13 protein-coding genes are annotated in these 13605 nt (G+C 64.9%); 1 reads left to right on the forward strand and 12 read right to left on the reverse strand.

What is annotated here, in order from left to right; genetic code table 11:
- Positions 1-157: 157 nt before the first annotated feature.
- On the reverse strand, positions 158-448 hold the full coding sequence (locus tag AC5WJ1_RS20840) for a DUF2188 domain-containing protein (protein ID WP_135703502.1): 291 nt from the start codon (positions 446-448) through the stop codon (positions 158-160).
- 1463 nt (positions 449-1911) lie between these two features.
- Here AC5WJ1_RS20840 and AC5WJ1_RS20845 point away from each other — a divergent pair.
- The gene (locus AC5WJ1_RS20845) at positions 1912-2322 is read left to right on the forward strand and encodes an H-NS histone family protein (protein WP_135703501.1); all 411 of its coding nucleotides are present in this window, start codon (positions 1912-1914) and stop codon (positions 2320-2322) included.
- A gap of 301 nt (positions 2323-2623) precedes the next feature.
- On the opposite strand, the gene flgL is transcribed toward AC5WJ1_RS20845, so the two are convergent.
- The 11 genes from flgL to flgB form a co-directional block, all read right to left on the reverse strand.
- A complete protein-coding gene (gene flgL / locus AC5WJ1_RS20850) occupies positions 2624-3847 on the reverse strand; it encodes a flagellar hook-associated protein FlgL (RefSeq protein WP_133093401.1) in 1224 nt (407 codons plus the stop codon).
- A 41-nt stretch (positions 3848-3888) separates the two neighbouring features.
- Positions 3889-5811 carry a flagellar hook-associated protein FlgK gene (flgK, locus tag AC5WJ1_RS20855; RefSeq protein ID WP_494476939.1) on the reverse strand — a complete coding sequence of 641 codons (1923 nt, stop codon included), beginning with the start codon at positions 5809-5811 and terminating at the stop codon, positions 3889-3891.
- 221 nt (positions 5812-6032) lie between these two features.
- Positions 6033-7097, reverse strand: a complete 1065-nt coding sequence (gene flgJ, locus AC5WJ1_RS20860; protein WP_135703499.1) for a flagellar assembly peptidoglycan hydrolase FlgJ — start codon at positions 7095-7097, stop codon at positions 6033-6035.
- Positions 7098-7099: 2 nt separating this feature from the next.
- On the reverse strand, positions 7100-8269 hold the full coding sequence (locus AC5WJ1_RS20865) for a flagellar basal body P-ring protein FlgI (protein ID WP_133093404.1): 1170 nt from the start codon (positions 8267-8269) through the stop codon (positions 7100-7102).
- Positions 8253-8951 carry a flagellar basal body L-ring protein FlgH gene (gene flgH, locus AC5WJ1_RS20870; RefSeq protein ID WP_133093405.1) on the reverse strand — a complete coding sequence of 233 codons (699 nt, stop codon included), beginning with the start codon at positions 8949-8951 and terminating at the stop codon, positions 8253-8255. Before flgH ends, AC5WJ1_RS20865 begins: the two co-directional genes overlap by 17 nt.
- Before the next feature lie 11 nt (positions 8952-8962).
- Positions 8963-9748: a flagellar basal-body rod protein FlgG gene (flgG, locus tag AC5WJ1_RS20875; protein ID WP_029048755.1), complete on the reverse strand. Its 786-nt coding sequence runs from the start codon at positions 9746-9748 to the stop codon at positions 8963-8965.
- A 94-nt stretch (positions 9749-9842) separates the two neighbouring features.
- A complete protein-coding gene (gene flgF / locus AC5WJ1_RS20880; protein WP_494476940.1) occupies positions 9843-10586 on the reverse strand; it encodes a flagellar basal-body rod protein FlgF in 744 nt (247 codons plus the stop codon).
- Between the two features lie 44 nt (positions 10587-10630).
- Complete coding sequence (gene flgE, locus AC5WJ1_RS20885; RefSeq protein WP_133093407.1) at positions 10631-11893, reverse strand: flagellar hook protein FlgE; 1263 nt, start codon at positions 11891-11893, stop codon at positions 10631-10633.
- Between the two features lie 66 nt (positions 11894-11959).
- Entirely contained in the window at positions 11960-12631 is a 672-nt protein-coding gene (gene flgD, locus AC5WJ1_RS20890) for a flagellar hook assembly protein FlgD (protein ID WP_135703497.1), read from the reverse strand.
- Positions 12632-12669: 38 nt separating this feature from the next.
- The gene (gene flgC, locus AC5WJ1_RS20895) at positions 12670-13077 is read right to left on the reverse strand and encodes a flagellar basal body rod protein FlgC (protein WP_029048751.1); all 408 of its coding nucleotides are present in this window, start codon (positions 13075-13077) and stop codon (positions 12670-12672) included.
- Between the two features lie 34 nt (positions 13078-13111).
- Positions 13112-13519 carry a flagellar basal body rod protein FlgB gene (gene flgB / locus AC5WJ1_RS20900; protein ID WP_135703496.1) on the reverse strand — a complete coding sequence of 136 codons (408 nt, stop codon included), beginning with the start codon at positions 13517-13519 and terminating at the stop codon, positions 13112-13114.
- Positions 13520-13605: the final 86 nt, after the last annotated feature.

Here is a 13605-nt window from a genome sequence, read left to right on the forward strand (position 1 = left end):
GTCGCTGCCGATGTTCATGACCTCGTGCGCGACAATCAGGAGACGCTAGGCATCAACGCCCCACTGAACGTTGTATCCAACGATAGCAGTTCCCTTGACTTGTGAGCTCATCGAGCGCGCCTGGGAACCCGTGAGTGATAGCTGCGAGAACATGCGGTTAGTGGACAGGGCTACGCCACATCCGCGGCGCGGCTTTCGGAGCTCGCCCATAGGAAATCCGCGTCGCCATGATTGGATGCTTCATAGGATCGAAGGAATTGCGCTCACGGATCTGGCCATCACGATCATAAATGAAGAGCTCGACCCCGTCCTGCTTCGCCGCGTCCGTGCCAGCAGCGATTGCCTCAGCTTCCGTTGGGAATAGGACGGTGGCGCCGTTCGGGCCTTCCACTGTTACAGCCCAGCCTCGATCGCCTTCCGGCATGACGTGGATATTTCGAGAAGTCATGATCGCCCCCGGTTGATCGCGCTTACAGCCAGTCTCGCGCAGACAATTGTGCCTCCACAATCAGTCGCTGTCCCACGACGGAAAGCGCACATCTGTCCGAGCGTGTGTCGGCGGAGATCAGGCGCGCACATGCTTATGACCATTCGACAGGTCAGTCAACCCATGGCCACGCCCACATGCGCCGCAGGGAGATTGCTGTGCGCAAGTCCGATATGGCGAATGCCGAGCAACATACGGACGTGCCGCTGCCAAACGTCCGCTCTTCATCGCAGCGGCCATTCGGAGCGAACTCAGCGAATGACTGAGAGGGGTCGGCACCTGCCTTTGGCACGAAGAAGAAAGGCAACGCATTCAGACGCCGGCTATCATCTCTTGCTCGCAGACTGGCGACACCATCTGGCGCTGGTCCGGCCATGGGCCCGCCTCTGTCGAGTGCCGAGTTGAGCATTGGCCGCTGGTTCGCCAAATTTTACTTTCGAACGGCCAATCTTTAAGAGTCAATGATTTATGTCGAAGCTGAAGAGCCATGGTAGCCGGCGCGACTCGATACCCACCCTCGCTTCCCACGCTAGCTGCAATCGGTGGGTTTAAACGCCGCAGGTCTCTCTACCAACCGAAAAAACCGGTGATCGCAAAGTTGAGCGGCGGCTTTGGGGGCAGTGAAATCGCCGATTCGAACGGCCGCCCGGGAGCCGATCAGCGACAAGCGCAGTTCTGGCGACAGGTATCCGTCCGAGCCCGGCCATTCTCGGCCGTCCACCCTTGCAGCAACCACCGGTTGAATCCGCAGTCGATCAGAGACAGCCGTGGCCGGCGCTCGGGTAGCCGGCAGAAACCAGCTTCTGCCATTTCCGCTAGCGCTTCGATGGCGGAAGCATTGGCCAATACAGCCCCTTGCAGGGGATCCTGAGGGGAGGATCGGACTACAAGCGATGCCTGCTCATCGATTGTCTGCAGCGAAGCCTGTAGGTATCGCTTCACAACCGACAGCCTCAGGCCAGCATCAAGGCATAACATCCGTTCCGTCAAACGTCCGAAGTTGTGACGAATATCGACGGAAGAGGCGTTATGACCGAGTTTCCTCTGCACGCCGAGCTTGATGCGGACGAAGCAAGCAATGCGGCAGGGGCCGGTCAGATTGACCGGTTAAGGCCTCACATGGTGACGGAGCGGCGCCAAGGCTAATTGTAGAGCGTCAACTACTTTGCCCGATCAAGCGCTGGCAGCAGATCTTTTCGGCCTCGCAACTTGGCCAAGTCCTTCATTCTTTGTTCGTTCTCGAACATCGCATCCAACGAGATAGCGTGAACGTGTCACTCGATAACCTTGTATTGCTAGCGGACGCTCTAGGCGTATCTCTGAAGGATCTATTCAGTGAGCCTCCAGATCCCGCTCCTGACAAGCCGCGTCCCTCAGAAAAAGGTTGATCTCTCTGCGATATCCAACGGTTTGAGGGAAAGCGTATGGAGCTTAAATATCCGGCTTTGAAGGCTCGCCTGAAGCAGATGGAAGTTGAGATTGAAGCCGCAAGAGTTCGCGAGCGGGAGATCGCGATTGAGAAGATTCGGCGACTGCTTGCCAGTGTAGATCTCCGCCCCGAAGATCTGGGACGGCTGTTGGGGATAGGGGCACGGCCGCTCACGCATCGCACTATGCCCGGCAAGCGAAAGCACGCGGCGCTAGCGGCGGAGCGCCCCACGCGTAAGCAGCACTCTAAACGGCTACCAACAAGCACGCTGAATCAACGGGCTATGCTTGGCAAGAACCACGAGCTTTACATGGACCCGCACACAGGAAAGACCTGGTCGGGTCGCGGCAGGCGCCCAGGATGGCTTCGCGGCAATGAAAGCCGCTATCAGGTGACAGGGTTCTAGGGGAAAGCCGTCCAACTCGGCCCCGTTTTGCCACCCTCGCGCAAGTAGCCTATATTTGGGGGCGGACGCTGGCGAACTGCCTGAAGAATGGTTACTTGGGTCTTTGCGCGAGGTCTGGAGCCAAATGGACCGACAGATCTCTCGCACGCGGGTACCTCGCGCTCGGCCAAAGTCTGGAAAATCCTTGTCTGGCGCAGCTTCCAGGGTAGCGACGCCAAATTTTCCAAACTTCAGTGAAGGTCTTTCCAGACTTTGTTTCCGTCGCACACTGGCTTTGCTTATTCTGCGCGGATTTCTTGCATCACAAATACTTAAACAAATTCATTCCTTGAATCTGCATAAACGATTGCTGCGCCCCCTGCAGCGCAGTCTGCCGCTGGTAGTACTCGGTAATCGCCGCCGCATAATCCAGGTCCTGCAGCCCCGACAGCGTCTGCGAGTACGTCAGGTCGCGGTTAGTGCCGACATCGTCCAGCGCATCCAGTTCCTGCATCCGCGAACCCACCGAGGCGCGCACCGTCAGCACGTTATCCAGCGAGTTGGAAAACTGGCGCGTCGCCGTGGACAGCACGTTGCTCAGGTTGGCCTGATCGCCCGGAGTGGTAGTCGGCTTGCGCAGCGTGTCGATCACGTTCTGCAGATTGGCGAACATGTCAGTGCCGGCTTCCCTGGCAGGTTGCATGGTCAGGGTATCGCCGTCCTTCGGCTCGCCGCTGACGTTGAAGGTCACGCCGCCGATCTCGATGCGCGCCGGTGCGTTGTAGGCAGTCGGGCCGGCCAGCGCGGGCGCGGCGGGATCGGCCATGTCGGTGATGGTGTATTCCATCTGGCCGCCGGCGTTGGCCTGGAACGTAACCTGCAGCGACTTGCCATACAGCGGGTCGCTGGGATCGGTGATCGAGACCGTGCCGAAGGTGGCGCTGCCGGTGTTGGCGCTATTGCCCTTGACGACATAACCAGCACCGCCGGTGACGCTCATGAACACGTCGCGGCCGTTGTCGCCCGCGGGCATCTGGCGCGCGACGTCGACCTGCAGCAGTTGCTGGCCGGTGTCGCCGATGTAGACGCCGGCGCCGCTGGCTTGCGAAAACGGCGCCGTACCGGAGCGGGTGCCGCCGAACAGGTACTGGCCGTTGCCGTCATCGGAGTTGGCCAGGCCGACCAGCTGGTTGTACAGGCCTTCCAGCGCGGTGGCGAGCGAGCCGCGGTCGGCGTCGCTCATGGTGCCGTTGCCGGCCTGCACCAGCAGCGTCTGGATGTTCTGCGTGACGGTGGTCAACGATTGCAGCGCGTTTTCTTCCGCGGCCAGCGCGATATTCGCCTGGCTGCGCGACGTCGCGTACTGGCCGTTGACCGCCTGGGCCTGGCTGACGCCAAGGGCGCGGGTGGCCGCGACCGGGTCATCCGACGGCGTGAGAATACGGCGGCCGGTGCCGAGCTGCTGCTGGATATGCAGCAGCGAGCCCTGCTGCAGGTTCATCGACGCCAGGCCTTGCTGATACAGGGTAGAGCTTGCAACACGCATGATGGATTGCCTATTCGGATACGTTGACTTGCCGGCTGGCCTTACCGGATGCCGATGAGGGTGTCGAACAGCGAGCCGGCCGTCTGGATCACGCGGGCGTTGGCCTGGTATAGCTGCTGGAAGCGCAGCATCGACACGGTTTCCTCGTCCATGTTGACGCCCGACACCGACTGCTGGGCGGCCTTGATCTGCGTGGTGATGCTGTCCTGCGATGCCGAGGCGATCTTGACTGACTTGGCGCGCGTGCCGACGTCGTTGACCAGCTGCGCGTAGGCATCGCTGAAGCTGGATACGCCGCCGATGGTCTTGGCGTTCTGCAGCTTGGCCAGGTTCAGCATGTTGCCGTTGTCCTTGACGCCACCGGCGTTGCCGCCGAGCGTGAAGGAATCGTCTACCTTGGGCGTGCCGCCAAAGCTGAAGGTCAGGCCGCCGATGTTGTAGTCGGTATTGCTGCCATTAGGCACGCCCGTGGGCTGCGGCGTCAGGTTCGTGCCTGCCGCATCCTTGAACACGTAACCGGCCGCGGTATAGACGGCGGTGATCTTGCCCGCCAGCGGCGTGAAGCCCGGCGCAACGTTGCTCAGGCTGGCAGTGGCGCTGCCCTTGTTGCCGGGAGCGGCATCGGCCCGCGCCGGCGAGGCTGCGGCGATCCTGGCGGGATCGCTGATCGCCATGTCGAAGCCGGCCGCGGCATTGCGCGTCGGCTGGATCACGATCGAATCGTTGGTGCCCATTGCCGCATCGATCGTCACGCTGAAGCCATCGGCACTGAAGGTCAGCGGATAGGTGGGCGCGGGCGTGCCCGGCACTGGCGTGGCCACCTGCGCGTTGTCGGACAGGCGCGTCAGCGTGTAGCTGGTGCCGTCGAACTGCAGCTTGTAGTCGCTGGTGGTCAGTGCCGAGGCGTCGTCGATGGTGGCCGTGGCCACGGTGCTGATGGCAGTGTTCCTGTCGTTGGGCAGCACCGTGGCATTGCCCAGCTTGAACATGTCGGTGCCGATGTCGCCGTTCAGGTCCATGCCCAGCTTGTGCTGTTCGTTGAAGCTCTGGCCGATCGCCAGCGACAGCCGGCCGATCGCGCTTTGCGCGGCATCGAGGGTCTCGGTGCGGAACTGCAGCAGGCCGCCCAGGGAGCCGCCGGTGATCGCGCCCGGCTGGCTTTCATAGACGCTGCCGTTCGGCAGGGAATAGGCGACCACGGTACGGCCCGGGTCGGCAGCGGAAGTCACTGCCTTCAGGTCGTACGACTCGTTGCCCATCACCAGCGGCTGGCCGTTGCCGACGAAGACGTTGTAGGTGCCACCGTCCTGCACCACTACCTTGGCGCCGACGAGCTTGTTCAGCTCGGCCACCGCCTGGTCGCGCTGGTCGAGCAGGTCGTTGGGCGGCTGGCCGCCGGACGCGGCCTTCATCCGCGTGATTTCCTGGTTCAGGTTGGCGATCTGCGTGGTGTAGGCATTGACCTGCGTGACCGCGGTGCCGATCTGCTCGTTGACGCCCGACTGCAGTTGCTTGAAGTAGTTGCTGGCGGAGCGGACCTGGCCGACCAGGGCCTGGCCGGCGGAGAGCATGCCCTGGCGCGCGGCGGGGTCGGCCGGCGTGTCGGCCACTGCCTGCACCGCGGCAAAGAATTTCTGCATCAGCGGCGCCAGGCCGCCCTTCTGGTCGGCGAGCAGGTTGTCGATCTGGGCGATCTGGTCGGAATAGGTCGCCAGCGAGGCGCTGGCCGAGGTGGCGCCACGCAGCTGGCCGGTCAGGAACTCGTCATAGACGCGGATCACGGTGGTGGTGTTGGAGCCATAGCCGTAGAAGCCCTGGCTGGTGTACTGGCCGCCGGCCGATGCCACGATGGTGTTCTGGCGCGAATAGCCTTCGGTCGCCGAGTTGGCAAAGTTGTGGCTGGTCGTCGTCAGCGCGTTCTGCGCGGTGTTCAGGCCGGAAAGACCAATACTGAAGAGAGACATTGTGCTCTGACCCCGGATTCGTTGGGCTGCCCGCGGCGTGGCGCGGCGGTGGTGGATGGGGGTGTTATCGGCCGATTTGAGGTGGGACTTTAGGCTGACGTGCGGGGATAGCGCGCGACCTTGAGGTCCATATGCCGCGCAACTTGCGGCGGTTTGCTCCCCTCTCCCACTTCGCGGGAGAGGGGAGCCTCGTTCCGGCGGTGTCAGCTACGGCCTGCGCGTTAAACCGCCACCTTTTTCATGATCTTCACCAGCTTGTGCCCGTACGCAGGATCCGTCGCATACCCCGCACGCTGCAACCCATGCGCCGCCTCCTCCGCCGACCCCGCGCTCACCACGCCGGCATAGCGCGGATTATTGGTCAGCAGCCGCGCGTAGTCCGCGCAGGCCTCGTCATACGATCCATACGCGCGGAACTTCGCCTTTACCTTCTGCGGCTGGCCGTCGACGTACTCGGTGGTGGTGATCTCGGCCACGCGGCCCTTCCAGCTCGATCCGGCCTTGATACCGAACACGTTGAAGGTGGTCGAGCCATCGGCATGCAGGATTTCGCGCTGGCCCCAGCCCGACTCGAGCGCCGCCTGGCCGACGATCAGCCGTGCCGGCACGCCCGAGGCACGGGATGCGGCTTCGGCCGGCGCCGCCATGCGCGCGACAAAGGCGCTGACGTGGGCGGGCGCATCGGCAGGCAGCGGGCCGAGCACTTCGCCGCCCTGGCCGTCCTGCCCGTCCTGCCCGTCCTGGCTTCGGTCGCCGTAGAACTGCGACTGGTACTGGCGCAAGCCCGCGGTTGGGTTCCAGTTCTGTCCCGGCACCACCGTGCCGACAGCAGGCAGGTCCGCGGCTTCATTGCCGCCGGCGGAGGCCGCGCCGCGGCTGTCGAGCAATCGAGCCATCTCGGCATCGGCGGCACGGCCGGACTCGGCCGCCGTCATCGCATTCATGCCCGCGGGCATCGGCGTGCCCGCGGCGCGCGCCAGCTGGCGCACCATCACTTCGGCCAGCCCGATGCCGCGCGACGACATCTGCTGCGCGAGCTGCTGGTCCATCATCGACATATAGAGCTTGCTCTGCTCGTTGTCGAAGAGTCCATCCTGCGGCGTGGCATTGCGCATGCTCTTGAGCACCATCTGCGTGAACACCGCCTCGAACTGTTTGGCGGCCGCCTGCAGGGTGGCCGCGTTGGCACCGTTGCGCGCGCTGTGCTTGAGCGCCTCGAAGCCCTGCGTGTCGAGCGCGAAGCGCTGCGTCAGGTCCGCGGCCTGCGGTGGCATGGACGCGCTCATGATCAGATCACTTCCAGTTCCGCACGCAGCGCACCGGCGGCGCGCATCGCTTCCAGGATGGTCTGCAGGTCGGCCGGGGTCGCGCCCAGCGCGTTCAGGCCCTTGACCACGGCCGCCAGCGAGGCGCCCGCCCTGACCACCTGCAGCGAGCCGCCCTGCTGCCTCATGTCGATCTGGGACACCGGCGCCACCACGGTCCGGCCCTCGCTGAATGGCGCGGGCTGGCTGATCACCGGCTGCGTGTTGATCACCACCGACAGGTTGCCGTGCGCGACCGCGCAGTCTTCCACCGTCACCGCCTGGTTCATCACGATCGAACCGGTGCGGGCGTTCAGGATGACCTTGGCCGCGGCCTTGGCCGGGGTCACGTCGATATTCTCGATGCGGGCCAGGAAGCCCACGCGCGCGCTCGGCGCGGCGGGAGCGCGCACCTGCACGGTGCGGCCGTCGAGCGCCGCGGCGACGCCGCCGCCCATGGAACGGTTGATGGCTTCGACCACGCGCTCGGCGGTGCCGAAATCGGTTTCCTTCAGCTCCAGGTTGAGCACGCCGCCGTCCGGCTGGAACGGCGCGACCGCGCGCTCGACGATAGCGCCGTTGGCGATACGGCCCACCGCAAGCTGGTTGATCTGCACCTTGCTGCCGTTGGCCGACGCGCCCGCGCCGCCCACCAGCATGTTGCCCTGCGCGATGGCGTAGACCTGCCCGTCGGCGCCCTTGAGCGGCGTCATCAGCAGCGTGCCGCCGCGCAGGCTCTTGGCATTGCCCATCGACGACACCACCACGTCAAGCTGGCTGCCCGGCTGCGCAAACGCGGGCAACGTGGCCGTGACCATCACCGCGGCCACGTTCTTGAGCTGCATGTTCTTGCCGGCCGGCAGCGTGATCCCCAGCTGCGAGAGCATGTTGGTCAGGCTCTGCGTGGTGAACGGCGTCTGCATGGTCTGGTCGCCGGTGTTGTCCAGGCCGACCACCAGGCCGTAGCCCACCAGCGGGTTGTCGCGCACGCCCTGGAAAGTGGCCAGGTTCTTCAGGCGCTCGGCCTTGGCAGCGGTGGCGAAGGCGCCGAAGGCCACGCCCAGCGCCAGGCTGATCACGCTCACGCGCAGCAGGCGTGACAGGAAATAGGCGAGCATGGAAGCGGACATGGCGCGGTCAGAACGGTAAGACATTGAGGAAGAAGCGCTGCAGCCAGCCCATGTTCTGCGCTTCGTCGATCACGCCCTTGGCGGTGTACTCGATGCGCGCGTCGGCCACCTGCGTGGACAGCACGGCGTTGTCGCCGGTGACGGTGCGCGGGTTGACCACGCCCGAGAAGCGGATGAACTCGGCGCCCTGGTTGATCGCCATCTGTTTTTCGCCGGAGACCACCAGGTTGCCGTTCTGCAAGACTTCCAGCACGGTGACGGTGATAGTGCCGTTGAAGGTGTTGGCCGCGCTGGCGCCGCCGCTGGCCTTCATGTTGTTGCCGCCATTGATGTCGGCGTTCTGGCTGGCGCCGAACAGCCCGCCCAGTGCGCGCGGCACGGCATCGAACGTCAGCGTGGTGCTGCCGCTACGGCTGGTATTGGTGCCGGAGTTCTTGCTGGCGTTGACGTTCTCGGTGATGACGATGGTCAGGATGTCGCCCACGTTGCGCGGGCGGCGGTCCTCGAACAGCGGGTTGCCGGCATACGACGACTGGTAGATCGATCCGGAAGCCGGCCCGACCGGGCGCGGCTCGGCGCGCGCGGTGGTGGGCAGTTGCACCAGCGGCTCGCGCGGCACCAGCGCGCAGCCGCTCGTGGCCAGCATTGCCACGCCGGCCAGGCAAACCAGCGCATGCGCGCCCAGGCGGGAAAGCAAGGTGGCCATGTCCACAACTCTCAACCCATCTGCGCCAGGCGCTGCAGCATCTGGTCTGAAGTCTGCACTGCCTTGCTGTTGATCTCGTACGCGCGCTGGGTCTGGATCATGCTGACCAGCTCTTCCACCACGTTGACGTTGGACGCTTCCACGTAGTTCTGCTGCAGCACGCCGGCGCCGTTCAGGCCCGGCACGGTGGTATTGGGCGCGCCCGAAGCATCGGTCTGCACATACAGGTTTTCGCCCATGCTTTCCAGGCCGGCCGGGTTCATGAAGGTGGCCAGCTGCAGCTGGCCGACCTGCACGTTGGCGCTCGAGCCCGGCTGCGTCACCGACACCGTGCCGTCGCGCGCCACCGTCAGCGACAGCGTGTTGGCCGGGATGGTGACGGCGGGCTGGATCACGAAGCCGCTGGACGTCACCAGCTGGCCGTTCTGGTCCACCTGGAACGAGCCGTCGCGGGTGTAGGCGGTGGTGCCGTCGGGCAGCGCCACCTGGAAGAAGCCCTGGCCGATGATGGCCACGTCCTTGTTGTTGCCGGTCTGCTGCGGATTGCCCTGGGTGTGAATGCGTTCGGTCGCGACCGGGCGCACGCCGGTGCCCAGCTGCATGCCCGAGGGCAGCGTGGTCTGGTCCGACGACAGCGCGCCGGGCTGGCGGATGGTCTGGTACATCAGTTCCTCGAACACCGCGCGGCCGCGCTTGAAGCCGTTGGTCGACACGTTGGCCAGGTTGTTCGAGATCACGTCCATCTGCGTCTGCTGCGCATCGAGGCCGGTCTTGGCAATCCAGAGAGAGCGGATCATGGTGGTCCTTGCTGGGAGTCTTTCTTGTAGCTGGTAGCTGGAGCGAGGGGCGCGCAATCGGCGCGCCGCGCTCCGGTCCTGTTTTGCCGCCGCGTCAGTTGGTCGACAGCAGCTGGTTGGCGCGCTGCTCGTTGCCGTCCGCGCCCTGGATCATCTTCATCTGCATCTCGAAGCGGCGCGCATTGGCGATCATCTCGACCATGGCTTCGGTCGGGTTGACGTTGCTGCCCTCGAGCGCGCCGGAAATCACGCGCACGGTGGGGTCGGCTTCCAGCGGCTGCGCGCCGGGGCGCAGGCGGAACAGGCCATCGTCGCCGCGCGCGATGGCGTCGTTGGGCGGGTTGACCACGCGCAGCTTGCCTACCTGGGCCAGGCCAGCCGATGCTTCGCCCGGGCCGCGCGCGGTGATGGTGCCATCCGTGCCGATGGTGACCTGCGAGCCCGGCGGCACCGCCAGCGGGCCGCCGTCGCCCATCACCGGCAGGCCGGACAGGGTCTGCACCTGGCCGTCCTGCGCGACCTGCAGCGCGCCGGCACGGGTATAGGCCTCGGAGCCATCAGGCGCCTGCACCACCAGCCAGCCGTTGCCCTGCAGCGCCACGTCGAGACTGCGGCCGGTGTAGGTCAACGGACCGGCGCGCATGTCGGCGCCGGGCGTCGAGGCCAGCGTGAAGGCGCGCGTGCCGGCCTCGGCACCGACCACGGGCACCGCGCGGTACAGGTTGACCTGCGCGCGGAACCCGGGCGTCGACACGTTGGCCAGGTTGTTCGATACCGCCGCCTGCTGGTCGAGTATCTGCTTGGCGCCCGACAGGGCGGTATAGATCATGCGGTCCATCGACTTGCCTCAGCTGGTTTGCTCTTCACGCGACGCGTCGTGCCTTACATGTTCACCAGCGACTGCATGACCTGGTTCTGCGTCTCGATGGTCTTGGCGTTGGCCTGGTAATTACGCTGGGCGATGATCAGGTTGACCAGCTCGGCGGAGAGGTCGACGTTGGACGCTTCATTGGCGTTCGACATCAGCTGGCCGCGCGAGCCGCCCGGCGTGCCGATGACCGGCTGGCCGGAGGCGCCGGTGGCTGCCCACGTATTGCCGCCCTCGGCGCGCAGGCCTTCGGCGTTGCCGAAGCTGGCCAGCACCACGGTGCCGAGTTCCTGGGTCTGCTCGTTCGAGTAGCTGCCGCGGATGGTGCCGTCGGCTTCGATCGAGAAGCCGAGCAGGCTGCCCGAGGCATAGCCATTCTGTTGGGGCGGCTTGGCGTCGTGGTCGGAGCCAAATTGCGTCGTGCCGGCCAGGTCTACCTTCATCGACATGGCGCCGGCGCCGTTTGCCGCCGGCGAGGTCAATGCGAACGAGGCGGGGTTGGTGGAGACCAGTTTGCCGGCACTGTCGAACGCCAGCGTGACCGTCTGGCCGGCGGGGGTGGGCGGCGTCGTGGCGGCATCGCCGATTCCAAGCCGGTTGCCGGCCTCGTCGGTCACGTTCAGCACCCAATCGGTGCCGCCGGGCACCGTCGGCGCCCCTCCCATCTCCTTGCCGAAATAGGCAACCACCTGCCTGGCATTGCCGAGCGAGTCGTACACCGTCATGCTGGTGCTGTAGTTGTACATCGACGAGTCAGGCAGGTTGCCGGGCGTGCTGGCGAACGCGGTCGTCGGCACGGTGCTGCGCGAATCGAGGTTGTACTGCGCCGTGATGTCGGTGGTTTCCTGGGGCGGCATCTGCGCATTGGATACCACCAGCGGCTGCGGCGTGGCGCCGCCGCCGGCCGCGGCTGCCGGATAGCCGGTCAGCTGCAGGCCCTGCGCGTTGACGATGCGGCCGTCATCCGTGCGCAGGAACTGCCCATTGCGCGAGAAATGCACCGATCCATCCGTCCCGACCAGCCGGTAGAAGCCGCTGCCATTGGTGATGGCCACATCCAGCGATCGCCCGGAGGCCTCGATATTGCCCTGCTTGAACGACTGGACCACCGAGTTCACCGTGGTGCCCAGGCCGATCTTGCTGCCGGCGTAGACATCGGCGAACTGCGTGCTCGATTGCTTGTAGCCGACCGTGTTGGCATTGGCAATGTTGTTGCCGATTACATCCAGATTGGCTGCCGCGGCGTTGATGCCGCTTACCCCTTGACCGAAACCCATGGATATCTTCCTTTTGACTTGGCTGTCGTTGATGCCGGTGCGCGCAGCATGCGCCAGCGCCTGCGATTAGAGAATGCGCCGCACCTCGTCGACGTTCGCTGCCTGGCCGTCGGCCAGGTTGACCAGCACGCCGGACGCGTCACCGCTGATGCTCTGTACCTTGCCGTAGACCAGCGCCACCGGCTGCACCGAGGTGCCGTTGGCTGTGGCGTTGACGCGGAAGGTGTATTCGCCGTCCGCGACCGCGACACCGGCATCATTCTTCCCGTCCCACGCCACGTCGTGCACGCCCGAGGTCTGGCCCTTCATGTCGATGGTGCGCACCACGTTGCCCTTGTCGTCGAGCACGTCGACCGTGACGGCGTCCGCCGTGGACGGCAGGTCGACGCCGAACCTGGAGGGCACACCGCCTTCGACCGACACCTGCTTGCCCGGCACCATCACCGTGCGGCCGATCAGCGCGGCGGAGTCCATCGCGCGGCTGGCGCTGACCTGGTTCAGCAGCTGCGACAGGGTCGCATTCATGGTCTGCATGCCGCTGACGGTGGAGATCTGCGCCAGCTGCGAGGTCAGCTGCGAGTTGTCCAGCGGCTTGAGCGGGTCCTGGTTGTTGAGCTGGGTCACCAGCATCTTCAGGAAGTTGTTCTGCAGGTCGGCGGCGCTGGCGCTGCTGTTCTTCAGAGCATCGTTGATGTTGGTGGTACTGCTGTTGCTGTTGACCGAAGAAGTGGTTGTCATGTCGCGCGGTTCCTCTTTCCTTAGCTCGTCGAGGGCCGTTACTGGCCGATCGTCAGCGTCTTGAGCATCATGTTCTTGGCGGAGTTGAGCACCTCGACATTGGCCTGGTACGAGCGCGAGGCCGAGATCATGTTGACCATCTCTTCCACCGGGTTGACGTTGGGCATGACCACGTAGCCCTGCGCGTTCGCCATCGGATGCGTGGGGTTGTGGACCATGCGCGGCGGCGAAGGGTCTTCGCTGATGCCGGCCACCTGTACCCCGCCGACGTCGCTCTGGCCGGGCGTGGGCGCCATGCCGAACACGACCTGCTTGGCACGGTAGGCCTGCCCGTCCGGGCTGACCACGCTGTCGGCGTTGGCCAGGTTGGACGCGGTCACGTTCATGCGCTGCGACTGCGCCGCCATGGCCGAGCCCGCGACGTCGAAGATGTTCATTGCCGGCATGCGCTCCCTCCTTGCTGCTGGATCTGTTGCTCGCTTATTGCTGGATCGCCGCCAGCATGGTCTTGATCTTCGAGTTCATCACCGTCAGGCCCGACTCGAAATGCACCGCGTTGTCGGCGAAGGCCACGCGCTCGGCATCCATTTCAACGGTGTTGCCGTCGACGCTGGACTGCAGCGGAATGCGGTAGGCCAGATCGAACGCCTCGCGGGTCGGCGCCTGCGCGGGCAGGTGGCGGACCTGGGTGGTCGACAGCGACATGCCTTCGTTGCGATGGCCGCGTTCCACGGACTGCGCCAGCGTGCTGGCGAAATCGAAGTCGCGGGCCTTGTAGCCCGGGGTATCGGCGTGCGCGATGTTGGAGGCAATCACCGATTGCCGCTGGTTGCGCAGGCTCAGCGCTTCCTGCTGGAAGCGTAGCGACGCGTCGAGTCTGTCGATCATGCTGGCATCTCCCTGGACGACCTTCTTCAGGGGTGCCATCTTAGGCGGGGGCCTGTCGCGCCAATCGGATGAATAAGGACGGGAAA

It is taken from the genome of Cupriavidus sp. MEYA8, from assembly GCF_059278825.1.